The following is a 16,221-nucleotide window of genomic DNA, read 5'->3' as shown; positions in this document are numbered from 1 at the left end:
CTGCTGGAGATGAAGGTGGTGGGCAAGGTGGATGCTGAATCCAATGAGCGTTTTGTCAATACATTTGGGGATGGTCCGCTGAGTTGGTCACTGCCCGCTGGTGAGCGTATCTTTTTGGGCGAGGTGGCGGAAACCCCTTTGAGGGTCAAGTCCGAGCATCTGGCGGCGCGCTATTTTGATTGGCAGCGCTACCCCGCGCCAAAGGATGCCAGCGGTGCGGTCGCCTTTTTGGAAAAAGGCTCTTCGCGGCGGGCCTATCTCGGATTTTCAGAAGCCAGTTGGGATTACGACGAACGGTTGCGTTTACCCAAATTGTTTGATGGCATCATGGCCTGGTTGCAGCATCGTCCGGCTGTTAGCAAGGCCAGCTGGCCTAACGGCGAGTTGTCGGCCCAGTTGCTGGAAATGGACACCGAGGCCAAATATCCCTATGCACTGAACTTTGCTGCCGAGCTGGATCAAGCCGGTATTCGTGGCACCTTCTATTCCCTGACCAGTGTGGCCAAGGATTACCGTGATGTGGTGCAAAAGTTGGCCGAGAAGCACGAGATTGGTTACCACGGTGAGGTGCATTACGGTTTCAAAGGCAAACCAGCCGATAACCAGAAAGAGCGGCTTGACACCATGGTGAGCGAGATGAAGGGGATTGTGGGCACGCGGTTCTTGCCTGCCGTCACCGGTTTTCGCGCACCGACCGAGTCGTGGGACGTCACCACGGAAAAACTGCTGCGTCAAATGGGCGTCAGACATCATGTGGCAGACCCCGCCTCGTCGGAGGCGAGGGTGCCATTTTTTTCGCGCTCCGAACCTGACCTGAGCACAGAGACCGCGATTGTGGTGATCCCCAGAACCCAGATGGATGATTTGAATTATCTGGGGTTGAAGCTGTCACTGGACAAAGCTTCGGAGCTGATCATGCTGGATTTCGACTACCTGCATGAAGCGGGCGCTTTAGGGGTCTTGTCGGTCCATTCGCAGAACTATGGTCCCGAGGGTCTGATGATGCACCTGACGCCGCCTTACATCAAACGCCTGCAGCAGCATCGGCAAGACGTCTGGTCAACCTCGGGTGATGCCATTGCACAGTGGTGGCGTGAGCGCGAGCGGGTGGTTTTTGTGCCTGGTCCCATCATTGCGGACCAATTCACGTTCACGGTGCAAGCGCCTGGCCAGGTCAAAGGGGTGACATTCATGGTGACCCACCCCGCCAAAGATGTTGCGGTCAAGCGTGTGGCACCGGTATCAGCCGGGGCTCCGACGCCAGAGTTGGTCGCGGTGGATGCTTGGCGTTCGGCGCTGATTTTCAGGAATGAACTGAAACCGGGTAGTTATAGCTACGCCGTGTCGTTTTGAGGTTTCGTATCGATCGCTCCGTTGTCCGCACCGATAATGCAGGTTTTACACATCTCCCGGTAACTTCATGGCTCAATACGTATTTTCAATGAACCGCCTCGGCAAGATCGTGCCGCCGAAGCGTCACATCCTCAAAGACATCTCGCTGAGCTTCTTTCCAGGGGCCAAGATCGGGGTGCTTGGCCTGAATGGTTCGGGCAAGTCCACCCTGCTCAAGATCATGGCCGGCGTGGACAAGGAGTTCGAGGGGGAAGCCATCCCGATGACCGGTCTGAAGATCGGTTATCTGCCGCAGGAGCCACAGCTCGACCCGAATGAAACCGTGCGCCAGGCCGTGGAAGGTGGCATGGGCGAAGTGAAGGCCGCGCAGGCGCGTCTGGAAGAGGTTTATGCAGCCTATGCCGACGAGAACGCCGACTTTGACGCCCTGGCCGCCGAGCAAGCACAACTCGAAGCCATCATCGCCGCCGCCGGCGACGGTGGTGACCACCTGCTGGAGATCGCTGCCGACGCGCTGCGCCTGCCACCGTGGGAGGCAGTCATCGGCAAGCTCTCCGGGGGCGAGAAGCGCCGTGTGGCGCTCTGCCGCTTGCTGCTGAGCAAGCCCGACATGCTGCTGCTGGACGAGCCCACCAACCACCTGGACGCCGAATCGGTAGACTGGCTGGAGCAGTTTCTCTCGCGCTTTCCTGGCACCGTGGTGGCCATCACCCACGACCGCTACTTCCTGGACAACGCCGCCGAGTGGATTCTGGAACTTGACCGTGGTCAGGGCATTCCCTACAAGGGCAACTACTCCACCTGGCTGGAGCAGAAGGAGGCCCGCCTGGAGCAGGAGCAACGCACCGAAGACGCCCGCACCAAGGCCATGAAAAAGGAGCTGGAGTGGGCGCGCCAGAACCCCAAAGGTCGCCAGGCCAAGAGCAAGGCGCGCCTGGCCCGTTTCGAGGAATTGTCCGACTACGAATACCAGAAGCGCAACGAAACGCAGGAAATCTTCATCCCCGTGGCCGACCGCCTGGGCAACGAAGTCATCGAGTTCAAGAACGTCAGCAAGTCCTTTGGTGACCGCGTGCTGATCGACAACCTGAGCTTCAAGGTGCCGGCAGGCGCCATCGTCGGCATCATCGGCCCCAACGGGGCCGGCAAGTCAACGCTGTTCAAGATGATCGCCGGCAAGGAGCAACCCGACAGCGGTGAAGTGAAGATTGGCCAGACTGCGAAGATGGCCTTCGTGGACCAGACGCGTGACGACCTGGCCAACGAGAAGACCGTGTGGGAAGACGTCTCCGGCGGGCTGGACATCCTGACCGTGGGCAAGTTCCAGATGCCCAGCCGAGCCTACTGCGGGCGTTTCAATTTCAACGGTGGTGACCAACAGAAAAAGGTGGGCCTGCTCTCCGGCGGCGAGCGCGGCCGCCTGCACCTGGCCAAGACCCTGATTGCCGGCGGCAATGTGCTGCTGTTGGACGAGCCGTCCAACGACCTGGACGTGGAAACCCTGCGTGCGCTGGAAGACGCGCTGCTGGAGTTCGCTGGCTCGGTCATGGTCATCAGCCACGACCGCTGGTTCCTGGACCGCATCTGTACCCACATCCTGGCTTGCGAGGGTGACAGCCAGTGGGTGTTCTTCGACGGCAACTACCAGGAGTACGAGGCCGACAAGAAGAAACGCCTGGGCGAAGAAGGCGCGCGGCCGCACCGCATGCGCTTCAAGGCGTTGAAGTAATACCAGGCCCGGTGAGAGCTGTCCATGGCAACGGTTGACCCCTCTCAACCAGATTTGTCAAAGTACCAGGCCCTGTTGACGCAAGCAGGGCTTGGGAGCGCTGCCATGCTCTCCAAGGCGCTGGTGGTTGCGCGTCAGTCGATGCGTGACGATACCCAACGGGTACGGGGTCCGATGGAGCGCGATCATCTGGCGCTTGCTGTCAAATTGCTGGATTTTCACGCGCAACAGCTGTGTGAGCGATTTCCGGCGGCGCTCAAGGTGGCTTTTCATCAAAATGCGCCTGCGCAGACGCGGTTGGGGGTGATGTCCGGCCAAGGCTTGCGGTTGGAGCAATTGGAGTTGATGAGTGAAACCCAGGTCCAGGAACGAGTCGACTTGGCCCGGACTATGCAGCGTTTGCAGCAGGTTTCTGAAGCCGCCCTGCACGAACTGGACCGGTACGTTTGTGCTTTGCTTCGACTTGAAGGGGTGGACCCGCAGCGCAATCCATTGCGGCCTGACTCTTATGTCAGTGCATTGCAGTGGCTGATGGCTGACCTTTCGATTCCCCCCCTGGTCCGCATGATCTGGTTGCAGCATCTGGCGAGTCCTTTAGGTGTGGAGCTTGGTGCCGCTTACAGCGAATGGACCGCGGCTTTGCGGTCGCAGGGTGTGGAGCCTGTGGGCTACGCTGTGGTGCGCCGGCTGGAGACCCATCAGGTCGCTGACTCGGCCAAGCAAGCCGTCGCCGGTCGGAGCACAAGTCACCCCGGTCGTCACCCGGAACATCGTCAGGCAGCCTTGACGCTTGATCGTTTACGCCGCTTGATGGCGGGCGAACTGGATAGGCCAGAGCGCAGCCCCAAAGAGGTTTTTGGTAGCCAGTTTGCACGTGAATTTGAAGCGGGCAGTGACCCGTCTGACACCGGCTTTGAAGCCACCGTGCCGGCGGCTTTTGAGGCCTTGCAGGAAATGCAGCAGGTGGACCAGGTCGTCCAGCGTATGGAGCAGCGACCAGGTTTGTCGTCAGGCACGCGGCCCGAGATGTCGTCGCGGGCCGAGCTGGATGATTCAGGGCAACAGGCACAGGAATTGGCCCGGATGCTGAGTCTTGAAGTGGTGACGCTGATGATTGATAACCTGGTGAAGGACACCCGGTTGCTCGAACCCGTGCGGGAGGTGATTGCGCGACTGGAGCCTGCCCTGTTGAGCCTGGCGTTGGTCGATCCTCGCTTCTTTCTTGATCGGCAGCATCCAGCGCGTCAGCTGCTGCAGGAGATTTCCGGGCACGGTCTGGCATTTGGTTCGGTCCATGACCCGGATTTCAGTGCTTTCCTGGTTGCACTGCAGCGTCATGTCAGCCCACTGGCAGACATGTCCATCAAGAACGCCCTGCCGTTCGAGCAAGCGCTCAAAAATCTGCAAGACTTATGGAATGACGTCACCAACAGTGCACTTGTGAGTGAGCAGATGGACAGCGCCATGGTGGCGCTGAGTTTTGCAGAAAAACGCAATTTGCTGGCTGACGAAATGGCTGCCAAGATGCAGGCCATCCCGGACATGCAACGCGTTCCAGCAGGGATCGTGGAATTTTTATGTGGTCCTTGGGCTCAGGTCATGGCCGGTGCCGAGTTGAATGACACGCAGGACAGCGATGATCCAGGGCAGTACAAGGAACTGGTCACGGTACTGTTGTGGAGCGCACAGCCGGCCTTGACTGGCAAGAATATTGCTCGTCTGACCAAGTTGGTGCCCCGTTTGCTGAGCAAACTCAGGGAAGGATTGAGTCTGATTGATTACCCATCCGTGAAGACCAGTGCCTTTTTTGACATGTTGATGAAATTGCACCAGCAGGCTTTCAAGCCGGAGTCTGAAGCTTCGGTGGAACGACGGGATCGTGGACTGGCTCCCAGCCTGGTGAGCAAACATGATCCATGGGTGGCGCCGCAGGAGGCCAAGGCGTCTGGATTCATGGAAATGCCAGACGACAGGATGCCACCGGCTGCGTCAGAGGAGCCGAAGCCGGAGGAAGATCTCAGCACAATCACTGGACTTTCTGTCGGAGCCTGGGTTGAGTTGCAGACACCAACTGGATGGCAACGCACACAACTGTCGTGGATCAGCCCGCAAGGGTCCATGTACCTGTTTACCAGTGTGCAAGGCAAAACCCAATCGATGACTCTGCGTATGCTGGAACGGATGCGGAGTGAAGGGACGTTGCGTGTGGTGTCCGATCAGCCGATCGTGGACGGTGCACTCGATGCGGTGGTCCATACCGCCATGCTCAACAGCCTGGATGTCAGGCCTTGATGAGTTTTTGTCGCACCAGTTCGATGTGATTGCGCAGGGCGTACAGCTCGTCCGTGTACGACAGTGGCACGCTGATCTTTTCCACCTTATCTTCCAGCTGTCTCAGCTCTTCCAGCAAATCCGGCAAGGATCGGCTGGGTGCACTGGCGCGGTCTTCGATGCTGCGCAGTTGCCCATACCAGCGAAAAACACGTGAGCGGATTCTGAACTCGTAGAGCGGCGGCACGATGCGACTCAGCGGCAGCAGGATCGCCAGAATAATGCCCAGAGCCAGCCACATGCGTTCGATCAGGTTGGCATAAGCGAAAGGCAAATAGCGTTGCAGCAGCGGTACGCCGCTTTTGATCGCGCGCTGCGCCTCGTCGGACACGGCAAATTCGGTGTGTGCGATGTTTGGAAATTCATGGGCTCGACTGAACCAGCCTGCCTGACCATGCAGGGACAGTGCGGTCTGGGAAAACAGCTGCAAAATCGCCGGATGTACTTTGGGGTTGGCCAGCAGGGTGGTGGTGGTGGCCACCAGTCTGACATCTTGTGCCGGAATGTCCTTGGCCAGATCGACCACGCCGCGCGGCAGAGTGATCGGTGTCAAGAAAGAAAAACGGCGTGAGTAGGCCTCGCTCTGGGCAAAATTCAGCAGCCGCACACCCGGGGTTTGCAACAGCATTTGGACCATCGGTGACTCGGGTGCAGATGCAAAGAGCAGGGCGTCGAGCTGCTTGTCCAGAAAAGCCACGGTGGCCGGGGTCTGTGATAGCCTGGAGAGCTGTAGTTTGCCCTCGTCCATGTGATTGAGCTCAAACAGCTGGCTCATCAACCGAGGTACACCGCTGCCGGTGGTGCCGACATTCAGGCGCAAGTATTGAAATTCCGGCAGTGAATTCAGGGGCGTTTTGCTGCGGTAAAACAGCCAGAGAGGTTCGACGAACAGGCTGCCCAGCGACAACAAGCGTTGTTGTTCCTCCGAAGTGGGGTCACTGCTGCCACCCTGGACAAATCCCAGATCGACTTTTCCCTCGGTGAGCCATTGCAGGTTTTGCGCAGCACCTTCTGATTCGACCAGTTTGACGCTGATACCGTAGGTCGCCAGTGTGCTGGCATAACGTTTGCCAAACTCGTCGTAGGCGCTCTGGGCTGGACCGGTGGCCAGGGTCACCTGCCGCGGAGGAACCGGATTCAGCCAAAGATAGGCCAATGTCAGCAGCGCGGCGGCCAGCAACACGAACGGTGTCGCCGATGTCAGCAGCTCGCGTACCGACAACAGGGCATAACGCAGTGGCTTGGCCACGATGTCAGGGTGACTAACTTGCCAGGGCTGCTTTGACAGCTTGGGAGACCAGTGCCATGTCGGCCTTGCCGGCCAGTTGGGTCTTGACGGCACCCATGACCTTACCCATGTCGCCCGGACCTTTGGCGCCCAGGCTGGCCACAATGGCGGTGACTGCTGCAGTGACTTCTTCAGCGTTCAGGCGTTGCGGCAGATAGGCTTCTAGTACCTTGATTTCGTCACTTTCCTTGTCGGCCAGATCCTGCCGCGCAGCCTGGACATAGGCCGCCACCGAATCCTTGCGTTGTTTGATCAGTTTGTCAACCAGGCTGACCAGGGTGGCGTCATCCACCACCACACGTTCATCCACCTCTTTTTGCTTGACGGCAGCGAGCAACAGGCGAATGGTGCCCAGGCGTGCGCTGTCCTTGGCCCGCATGGCCGTTTTCATGTCTTCGGTAATCTGGTCTTTGAGTGACATTGTGAAGTGCTCCAGTCAAAAAAATTGGGGAAAGATGATCGCTGTGGCTGTGGGTTAGGCATAAAAAAAGCCCGCCTGAGCGTCCCCGGCGAGCTTTTTTTTGAGGCTTGACGCCCCTGTCGGGAAGACAGGATCAGTACAGCTTCTTGGGCAATTGCATGGCGCGAATACGCTTGTAGTTGCGCTTGACGGCAGCTGCCTTTTTGCGCTTGCGCTCGGCGGTGGGCTTTTCGTAGAACTCGCGTGCGCGCAAGTCAGTCAAAAGACCCAGTTTTTCAATGGTGCGCTTGAAGCGACGCAGAGCGACGTCAAAAGGCTCGTTTTCTTTAACACGGATGGTTGTCATTACGTCAAATTATCCAAAATGTGCAGACTTCAAACTCTGGAAGATCGGGCCAAAATTTGAGCATCTTGCGATTTTCCCCGCTTAAAGGTTGATCAGGCAGCGGGGGTTTGCCAGCAAAGCCTCGGATTATAGCGACCTTATATGCCATGACAAGCCACCTGTGGCAAATCTGTGGTTTGCAGGGCCAATAAGCCCTGCAGCACGTTGCCCACCACCATCACGCTCGGGCTGGCGAGCCGTTCCCGCTTCAGGGTCTGGTTCATGTTGGACAGTGTGCACAAGGCATGGCGCTGGCTGGGCAGGCTGGCGTTCTGGATGAGGGCCACCGGGGTGCTGGCTGGCAGGCCTTGCAGCAGGGCCTGTTCAATCTGTGCGGCATGGTGAACGCCCATGTAAATGACCAGGGTCAGCCGCGCGCTGTGTGCCGTGCTGGCCAGGGCAGCCCAGTCGGTTTCCTGACCACCAGGATGGGCATGGCCGGTGACAAACACCACCCCGTGGGCATGCTCCCGGTGTGTCAGCGGGACCCCCAGCGACGTTACCGCGGCCAGGCCGGCTGTGATGCCGTTGACCACGCTGACGGTGACGCCCGCCGCCTGCAGATGTTCCACTTCTTCACCGCCGCGGCCAAACACGAACGGGTCACCCCCCTTGAGACGCACCACGTGGTCACCCTCACGTACCGCTGCGAGGATGAGTTTTTCAATGAATGCCTGCGGCGTTGACTGGCAGCCGCCGCGTTTGCCCACATGGACGATGCGTACCCCGGGGCTGGCCAGGGCCACGATCTCGTCGCTGACCAGATCGTCGACCAGCAACACGGTGGCGGCCTGGATGGCTTTGAGGGCCTTGAGTGTCAATAACTCGGGGTCACCCGGGCCGGCGCCGACCAGGGTGCACTGGCCGGCCGGTCTGGTGGCGTGAAAAGGTGTCTGGAGGATGTTCATGTGCGCTTAGCCTTGTTGGGAAAGGGATTGACGAACCAGGGCCAGGATATGGGTCACCTGTTGTGTGATCGGTGCCGGTACCGGGACCTGACCTGCCAGCACGGCACGAATCCACTGGGCGGTGGCCTGGGCGTCGGGTGCAGGCAGATCGGGCAGGGCGGCCAGACTGCCAGTTTGTGCTTCTTGCACACGCTGGATCTGACCTTGGCAGATGATGTCCATGGCTGGGGCACGGCGTGGGTCGGCCACCGGTTCACCCTCCGTACCACGCAGCAGCAGGGCATTGGTCTGCATCAATGCCAATGTGTTGGCCATCGAAACCGCGTATTCGGGGTGGGTGTAGCTGCTGACAATCACCGCTGGGCCGGTGCAGGGGTTCAGCAGCTTGACCAAGCTGTGTGCCGGGTTGCGCAAGCCAATCACCTGACGCACGGCCAACAGGCGCTGCAGGCCGGGACACAACAGGCCGGTGGGAACCATTTGCACTGCGGCGGGAGTGAGGGGGGCAATCGCGGTTTGCGCCTGGATATCAAGGGCGGAGAGTACCTCTTGCGACGTTGTGCGGCTGGAGTCGGTGCTGCTGCCATGCACCACAACCGCCAGGCCTTCCCGCGCCAGCAGCAGGGCCAACAGCGCAGTCAACACCGGCAGCTTGCGTGCGCCGTTGTAGCTGGGCAGCACGACCGTGGGCAGGTTCTGATTGGGGACAGGGTGCATTCGTGTCCGGGTTGCGTCCAGGAAACCGGCCATTTCCTGCGGGGTTTCACCCTTGATGCGCATGGCCAGGCAAAACGCGCCTATTTCCAGATCAGTGACCGCGCCGTCGAGCACCTGCCCCAGCAGATCAGCCGCCTGAAGGCGATTGAGGTGGCGAGCGCCGTGCTTGCCACGCCCGATGTCCTTGATGTAATGGCTGATGCTCATGGCCGGATTGTCAGCGGTGGCTGATAACTTTGGGCTATGAGCTTATGCCCGGCGCAGGCTGGATGGTTAGTCCTGAATTGATAGCGCAACAGGCATTAATGACGCGGGCTAGAGGGCGATTTGATCACTTTTTTGCCATTGCAGGCTGGCTCCCGCCATACCGCTGGCGCGGACATGGCGGGCGCCCTCTGCCGGTGACGACGGTCGTCTCAGCGTGCGGCACCAGTTGTTTGTGCGACGGTATCCGGTGAAGGTTCGGCCAGGAACCCGCCGCCCAGGACTTTGTACAGCACGACTTGGTTTTGCAGCGAAGCCAGGCGGGTTTGAATCAGCGCCTGCTGTGCCGCAAACAGCGAACGCTGGGCATCAAGCCAATCCAGCTGGCTGGCGGCACCTTTGTCAAAACGCAGTTTGGTCAAGTTGCTGCGGGCCGTTTCGGCGTCCAGCAAGGCTTGGCTGGCCTGCAACTGCTGCGCCAGCGTGTCGCGTCCAGCCAGGGCATCAGACACCTCGCGAAACGCGCTCTGGATGGCTTTTTCGTACTGCGCCACCGCGATGTCGCGTGTCACCTTGGCCGAGTCCAGATTGGCCTGGTTGCGTCCGGCGTCAAAAATCGGTAACACCAATTGGGGCGCCAGAGTCCAGCCCCAGGAGCCGTCCTTGAACAGACCGGCGAGTTCGCCGCTGGCCGAGCCGGCACCTACGGTCAGGCTGATGCGCGGGAAAAACGCGGCGCGGGCCGCACCGATATTGGCGTGGCTGGCGATCAGCTGTTGCTCGGCCTGGCGGATGTCGGGGCGGCGCGCCAGCAATTCGGACGGCAAGCCTGCCGGCAAGTCCGCAAAACGCAGCGCACCCAGCTGCGCATTGGCGAGTTTGGCCTGGGCCGAGGCGGGCAGGGCCTGTCCCAGCAACAGGGTCAAGGCATTCTCGTCCAGTGCCCGCTGGCGCTGTTGTTGTGCCAGGGTGGCGCGGGCACTTTCGCGCAGGGTCTGCGCCAGTCGCAGGTCCAGTTCGGACGCCGCACCATGCTGCAGTCTCAACGACACCAGGTTGAGAGACGCTTCACGGCTGGCCAGCGTCTGGCGCGACGCAGACAGCAACTCCTCGTCGGCCAGCAGGCTCAGCCAGCTCTGCGCCACGGTGGCCATCAGGCTGATGTGCGCTGTCTTGCTGCCTTCCTGCGTGGCCAGGTACTGAGCCAGCGCCTGCTCTTTCAGGCTGGCGACCCGGCCGAAGAAGTCCAATTCGTAGGCCGTCACGGTCAGGCCTCCCGCATAGGCGCTTTTGATGGAGCCGTCATTGTTGGGGGTGCGTGATCCCGTGACCGTGGCGTTCACCGTGGGGTACTGATCAGCCCGGCGAATGCCCAGCTGGGCACGTGCCTGTTCGATGTTCAGTACGGAGACGCGCAGGTCCCGGTTGTTGGCCAGTGCCGTGTCGATCAGTTCGCGGACTGTTGGATCAGAGAAAAAGTCCTTCCAGCCCAGATCTTTATTGGTTTGGTTGCTCTCTTTTTTATGATCAGCGGCGGTCGCCATGCCAGGCCACTGGGCCGCCACGGGAGCGTTGGGGCGTTCATAGGTCGGCATCAGAGAACAGGCGGGCAGCAGGCTGGCGCAGGCCAGTGCGATCAATGACAACTTATTCATGCGAATGCACTCCCATGTGTGCGGCCTGCTCGGCATGCACGTGTTGCTGGCGGGCACTGTCCTTGAACAGGGTGCGCACCACGACAAAGAAGATCGGTACAAACACCACTGCCAGTGTGGTTCCGGTCAGGATGCCACCGATCACCCCGGTGCCGATCGCGCGCTGGCTGGCAGAACCGGCACCGCTGGCAATGGCCAGGGGCAGCACACCCAGGGTGAAGGCCATGGAGGTCATCACAATCGGGCGAAACCGCAGATGGGCCGCTTCCAGCGCAGCGCTGATGATGCTCTTGCCCTGAGCTTGCAGGTCCTTGGCGAACTCGATGATCAGGATGGCGTTTTTGGCGGACAGGCCGATGATGGTGATCAGGCCGACCTGGAAGTACACGTCATTGGCATACCCGCGCAACAGCGTGGCCACGATCACCCCGAGCACCCCCAGCGGCACCACCAAAATGACCGAGATCGGGATCGTCCAGCTTTCGTACAGGGCCGCCAGACACAGGAACACCGACAGGATGGCAAAACCATACAGAATCATGGCCTGGGCACCTGCCAGTTTTTCCTCGCGCGAGGTGCCGGTCCACTCAAAGCCGAAGCCTGGTGGCAACTTGGCTGCAAGCTGTTCCATTTCAGCCAGAGCGGCACCCGTGCTGTAGCCAGGGGCAGCACTGCCGCTGATGCGCATGGCTGGATAGCCGTTGTAACGCACGGTCTGCATGGCGCCGGTGACCCAGCGGGTGCTGGCGAAAGCCGACAGCGGCACCGTCTGGCCCTTGTTGTTGGGCACATTGAGTCTGAGCAGGTCTTCAGGCTGCATCCGGGCCGGTGCATCTGCCTGCACGATCACCCGCTGCAGCCGTCCGGCGTTGGGGAAGTCATTGGCATAGCTGGAACCCAGTGCGGTGGAAATCACGCTGTTGATGGCTTCAAATCCGATGCCCAGTGCATGGGCCTTGTTGCGGTCAATGTCGATCTGGAGTTGCGGGGCGTCTTCGAGGCCGTCCGGTCGTACCTGGGTGATCACCTTGCTTTGAGACGCCATACCCAGCAACTGGTTACGCGCCGCCAGCAAGGCGTCGTGGCCCAGGCCGGCGCGGTCCTGCAGCCGGAAGCTGAAGCCGGAAGAGGCCCCCAGTTCGGGAATGGGCGGCGGACTCAGGGGGAAGATAAAGGCGTCACGAATGCCGGACAAGGCGCCAAAGGCGCGGCCAGCCAGTGCCTGCGCGGAGCTGTTGGGCCCCGGACGTTCGGCCCAGTCCTTCAGTGTGACAAACGCCAGCGCCGCATTTTGCCCCTGCCCCGAGAAGCTGAACCCCAGCACGCTGATCATGCCCTGGACTTCCGGTTGTTTGAGCATGAAGCCTTCCACCTGCTGCATGACAGCCTGCGTGCGGTTCTGGGTGGCGCCGGGCGGCAGTTGAACGTTCACCAGCAGCGTGCCCTGGTCTTCATTGGGCAGGAACGAGGCCGGCAGGCGCTGGTACATCAGGGCGGCGCCACCCACAATCGCCAGATAAATCAACAGGTAGCGCGCGGCACGTGGCAGCAGACGCGCCACGCCTCGCTCGTAACCCTTGGCGGTGCGCGAGAAGCCCCGGTTGAACCAACCGAAAAAGCCAGTCTTGGCGTGGTGGTGGCCTGCTTCCACCGGCTTGAGCAGGGTGGCGCACAGGGCGGGTGTCAGGGACAGGGCCAGGAAGGCCGAGAACGCAATCGACACCCCCATCACGGCGGCAAACTGGCGATAAATATTGCCGATGGAACCACTGAAAAATGCCAGCGGCACAAACACCGAAATCAGCACCACGGTCACGCCAATGATGGCCCCAGAAATCTGGCCCATGGCCTTGCGCGTGGCCTGTGTGGGCGGCAGGCCTTCTTCGCTCATGATCCGTTCCACGTTTTCCACCACCACGATGGCGTCGTCCACCACAATGCCAATCACCAGCACCATGGCAAACATGGTCAGCACATTGATTGAAAAACCCATGGCCAGCAGCGTGGCAAAAGTACCCAGCAGCGCAATCGGCACCACCAGTGTGGGAATCAGGGTGTAACGCCAATCCTGCAGGAACAGGAACATCACCAGGAACACCAGGACGATGGCTTCCAGCAGGGTTTCTGCCACCTGGCGCAGCGACGTCTCGATGAAGCGCGAGCTGTCATAGGGAATCGACCAGCTCATGCCCTTGGGGAAATACGCTTCAAGTTCATGCATGCGTTCGCGCACCGCCTTGGCGGTGGCCAGCGCATTGCCGCTGGGTGACAAGCGGACCGCAATGCCGGTGGCCGGATGCCCGTCCCGCCGGGCCGAGGTGGCGTAAGACTGCGCCCCCAGTTCCAGTCGTGCCACGTCTTTGAGACGCACGCTGGAGCCGTCGGTGTTGGCCCGCAGGACCACGTTGGCAAACTGCTCCACGTCGTCGAGTTGACCTTTGACGATCACCGTGGCCGCCAGACCCTGGCCGGCAATATTGGGCAGGCTGCCCATTTCGCCGGCTGAAACCTGGGCATTCTGAGTCCGGATTGCGTTGGTGACATCCGCCGCGGACAGGTTGTAGCCCTGCAGCTTGGCCGGGTCGATCCAGATACGCATGGCGCGTTCGGTGCCAAACATCTGTACCTGTCCCACCCCGGGCAGGCGTTGCAGCTCAGGCACGACGTTGCGCGAGGCATAGTCGCCCATGGCCACCGGCGTCAGGTCCGGGCTGCTGGACGACAGGGTGGCGACCAGCAAGAAGTTGTTGCCGGACTTGTCAACCCGTACGCCCTGTTGCGTGACGGCTGCGGGCAGGCGTGGCGTGGCGCGAGACAGTCGGTTTTGCACATCCACCTGGGCCAGCTCGGGGTTGGTTCCGGGTTGAAAGCTCAGCGTGATGGTGCCGGTGCCGTTGGCCTGCGCTACCGACTCCATGTAGATCAGGCCGGGTGAGCCGTTCATTTCCTGCTCGACAATGGACAACACGCTGTCTTCCAGCGTTTGGGCCGAGGCGCCAGGGTAGGTGGCCGAGACCACGATGGCGGGCGGTGCCACCGGTGGATATTGGGCAATCGGCAACTGGGTGATGGCGACCGTGCCCATCACCATGATGAACAGCGCAATCACCCAGGCGAATATCGGGCGGTCGATGAAAAATTTGGCCATGTTGATGGATCCTTAGTGTGCTGCGCTGGCGCTGGCCGAGGTTGCATTGGCCGGACCACTGGCGGGCTTGGCCGGTGCCGCATTGGCTTGCCAGGGCACGGGCTTGAGTGCGGTCGCCCCGCGCAGCTTCTGGAAGCCATCCACCATGACCTGTTCACCGGCCTTGAGTCCGCTCAGGATGACCCATTGACCGTTTTGCTGGTTACCGATCTTCACTGGGCGGGGAGTGGCTTTGCCATCGGCAACCACCATCACCGAGTCACCTTGTTGTGTGCGTGTCACGGCTTGCTGTGGCAGCGTGATGGCGTGGCTGGCTTGCGCCTGCTCCAGTCGTACCCGCACGAACAGGCCGGGCAACAATTCTCCCTGCGGGTTGGGTACTTCCGCGCGCAACGTGATCTGGCCGGTGGTGCTGTCGACCGTCAGGTCAGAAAACAGCAGCTTGCCTGCCTTGGCGTATTCACGGCCATCTTCCAGCACCACCCGCACGCTGGCAGCCTGGCTGCCGGCGCGCTTGAGCTGACCGCCTTCCATGGCTTGGCGCAGCTTCATCACCTCGGTGGCTGATTGGGTGAAGTTCACGTACATCGGGTGGATCTGCTGAATCACCGCCACTTGGGTGGCTTCGCCTTGGCCAACCAGGGCGCCTTCAGTGACCAGCGCCCGGCCAATGCGACCGGAAATCGGCGCGGTCAGGTGGGCATAACCCAAATTGATGCGGGCGGTTTGCACGGCGGCGCGGGCCACTGCCAGGTCGGCTTCGGCCAGTTTTTGCGCAGCCTGGGCGTTGACAAATTCCTGCTGGCTGATGGCCTTGGCCTCGATCAGTGGTTTGTAACGTTCGGCTTGGGCGCTGGTTTGCATGAGGTTGGCTTCGGCTTTGGCCACGCTTGCTTGGGCACTGGCCAGGGTTGCCTCATAAGGGGCTGCATCAATCTGGAACAGGGCTTGTCCGGCCTGGACATCACTGCCCTCGGCAAACAGGCGCTTTTGCAGGATGCCCGCTGCCCGGGCGCGCACCTGCGCCACGCGTGATGCTTCTAGCCGGCCCGGCAATTCGGTGATCAGGCCAATGTCGCCTGGGGTAACCGTAATCACGCCCACTTCAACCGGAGGTCTGGCCCCGCCAGCCGGGGCAGTGGTTGTACTCTGGCCACAGGCTGTGAACATGATCACGGTGGTCAATGTCAGGACGCTGGGCGTCAGACGCCTGAAGGCACTGCCGTTGTTCCTGGCGGGGGGGAATGTGGCTGAATGAATGCGGGTGTGAGGCATGATGGGATTCCCGAAAAAAAAGCGCCCGAACGTCGGGCCGCAAAAAATTGCAATCAGTGTGATCAAAGTATACATACAATCATGAATGTATATTGATTGACACCTGGTTTACTTTTCCTCATGCCACGCCGTACCAAAGAAGACGCCCAAGCCACTCGCCACCAATTGCTGGAGGCGGCGCAACGTGTGTTTGCTGACAAGGGGGTGTCGCGTACTTCATTGCAGGATATCGCGCAGGCGGCAGGCGCCAGCCGGGGGGCGATTTACTGGCATTTCAAGAACAAGGCGGACTTGTTCAACGCCATGATGGCGTGCGCGATTTTGCCGATGGAGCAGGCCATGCAGCAAATCGGGCATGACGCCAGCAAAGACCCCTTGGTCGAACTGGAACAGGCCATGTCGCAGTCCATGCACAGCATTGCGACGGATGCCCGTACCCGCGCCATTTTCGAGATCGCGACACAAAAAGTGGAATACGTGGACGAGTTGCTGGCGGTCAAGCAGCGGCATGTGCAGTGCCAGAGTGATGGCACTCGCCAGATCCAACGCAGCCTGCAGGAGGCTGCGCTGCGGCGTTCGGTCATGTTGCCGATGCCGGCGGACATGGCGGCGCACGGTTTGCATGCGCTGATGGTGGGCCTGATCCAGAGCTGGATGTTGGCGCCGCAGGCGTTTGAGCTGGAGGCAGTGTCGGCATCCGCGATTCGGACCTATCTGGTGGGACTGGGGTTGCGACCCTGAGCCGGGTGCACGGCGCCGGGCAGGCGCGGCGCATCACCTAAACTTGTCGCTTATGGTCAAAGATGT

The 16,221-nt window shown here is 60.5% G+C and carries 12 protein-coding genes; 4 read left to right on the top strand and 8 right to left on the bottom strand.

Going from position 1 to position 16,221, the window contains the following annotated elements; translation table 11 throughout:
- The 3 genes from PHW99_RS03710 to PHW99_RS03700 form a co-directional block, all read left to right on the top strand.
- On the top strand, positions 1–1,353 hold a 1,353-nt coding region (locus PHW99_RS03710), incomplete at its 5' end, for a polysaccharide deacetylase family protein (RefSeq protein WP_300173919.1).
- A gap of 67 nt (positions 1,354–1,420) precedes the next feature.
- Complete coding sequence (gene ettA, locus PHW99_RS03705) at positions 1,421–3,082, top strand: energy-dependent translational throttle protein EttA (protein WP_300173917.1); 1,662 nt, start codon at positions 1,421–1,423, stop codon at positions 3,080–3,082.
- Between the two features lie 24 nt (positions 3,083–3,106).
- Positions 3,107–5,374 (top strand): DUF1631 family protein, encoded by a 2,268-nt coding sequence (locus PHW99_RS03700; protein WP_300173915.1) that lies wholly within the window; start codon positions 3,107–3,109, stop codon positions 5,372–5,374.
- Here PHW99_RS03700 and PHW99_RS03695 read toward each other — a convergent pair.
- From PHW99_RS03695 to PHW99_RS03660, 8 genes are all read right to left on the bottom strand, one after another.
- On the bottom strand, positions 5,364–6,662 hold the full coding sequence (locus PHW99_RS03695; protein ID WP_300173913.1) for a TAXI family TRAP transporter solute-binding subunit: 1,299 nt from the start codon (positions 6,660–6,662) through the stop codon (positions 5,364–5,366). The two genes, PHW99_RS03700 and PHW99_RS03695, sit on opposite strands and share 11 nt — an antisense overlap.
- Before the next feature lie 13 nt (positions 6,663–6,675).
- Positions 6,676–7,122: a GatB/YqeY domain-containing protein gene (locus PHW99_RS03690; RefSeq protein ID WP_300173911.1), complete on the bottom strand. Its 447-nt coding sequence runs from the start codon at positions 7,120–7,122 to the stop codon at positions 6,676–6,678.
- Between the two features lie 133 nt (positions 7,123–7,255).
- Positions 7,256–7,468: a 30S ribosomal protein S21 gene (gene rpsU / locus PHW99_RS03685; protein ID WP_078363905.1), complete on the bottom strand. Its 213-nt coding sequence runs from the start codon at positions 7,466–7,468 to the stop codon at positions 7,256–7,258.
- A gap of 137 nt (positions 7,469–7,605) precedes the next feature.
- Positions 7,606–8,415 carry a uroporphyrinogen-III C-methyltransferase gene (gene cobA, locus PHW99_RS03680; protein WP_300173908.1) on the bottom strand — a complete coding sequence of 270 codons (810 nt, stop codon included), beginning with the start codon at positions 8,413–8,415 and terminating at the stop codon, positions 7,606–7,608.
- 6 nt (positions 8,416–8,421) lie between these two features.
- Complete coding sequence (gene ybiB, locus PHW99_RS03675) at positions 8,422–9,339, bottom strand: DNA-binding protein YbiB (protein ID WP_300173907.1); 918 nt, start codon at positions 9,337–9,339, stop codon at positions 8,422–8,424.
- Between the two features lie 209 nt (positions 9,340–9,548).
- Positions 9,549–10,991, bottom strand: a complete 1,443-nt coding sequence (locus PHW99_RS03670) for an efflux transporter outer membrane subunit (RefSeq protein ID WP_300173905.1) — start codon at positions 10,989–10,991, stop codon at positions 9,549–9,551.
- Positions 10,984–14,139: an efflux RND transporter permease subunit gene (locus PHW99_RS03665; RefSeq protein WP_300173903.1), complete on the bottom strand. Its 3,156-nt coding sequence runs from the start codon at positions 14,137–14,139 to the stop codon at positions 10,984–10,986. Before PHW99_RS03665 ends, PHW99_RS03670 begins: the two co-directional genes overlap by 8 nt.
- Before the next feature lie 12 nt (positions 14,140–14,151).
- Positions 14,152–15,414 carry an efflux RND transporter periplasmic adaptor subunit gene (locus PHW99_RS03660; protein ID WP_300173901.1) on the bottom strand — a complete coding sequence of 421 codons (1,263 nt, stop codon included), beginning with the start codon at positions 15,412–15,414 and terminating at the stop codon, positions 14,152–14,154.
- A gap of 120 nt (positions 15,415–15,534) precedes the next feature.
- On the opposite strand from PHW99_RS03660, the gene PHW99_RS03655 reads away from it, so the two are divergent.
- Entirely contained in the window at positions 15,535–16,155 is a 621-nt protein-coding gene (locus PHW99_RS03655) for a TetR family transcriptional regulator (RefSeq protein ID WP_300173899.1), read from the top strand.
- Positions 16,156–16,221 lie beyond the last annotated feature (66 nt).

Origin of the sequence: Rhodoferax sp., assembly GCF_028689305.1 — a bacterium.
In the GTDB taxonomy this organism is placed as follows: domain Bacteria; phylum Pseudomonadota; class Gammaproteobacteria; order Burkholderiales; family Burkholderiaceae_C; genus Rhodoferax.
The sequence above is the reverse complement of the archived record's forward strand: the minus strand, read 5'-3'. Positions and strand labels throughout refer to the sequence as shown.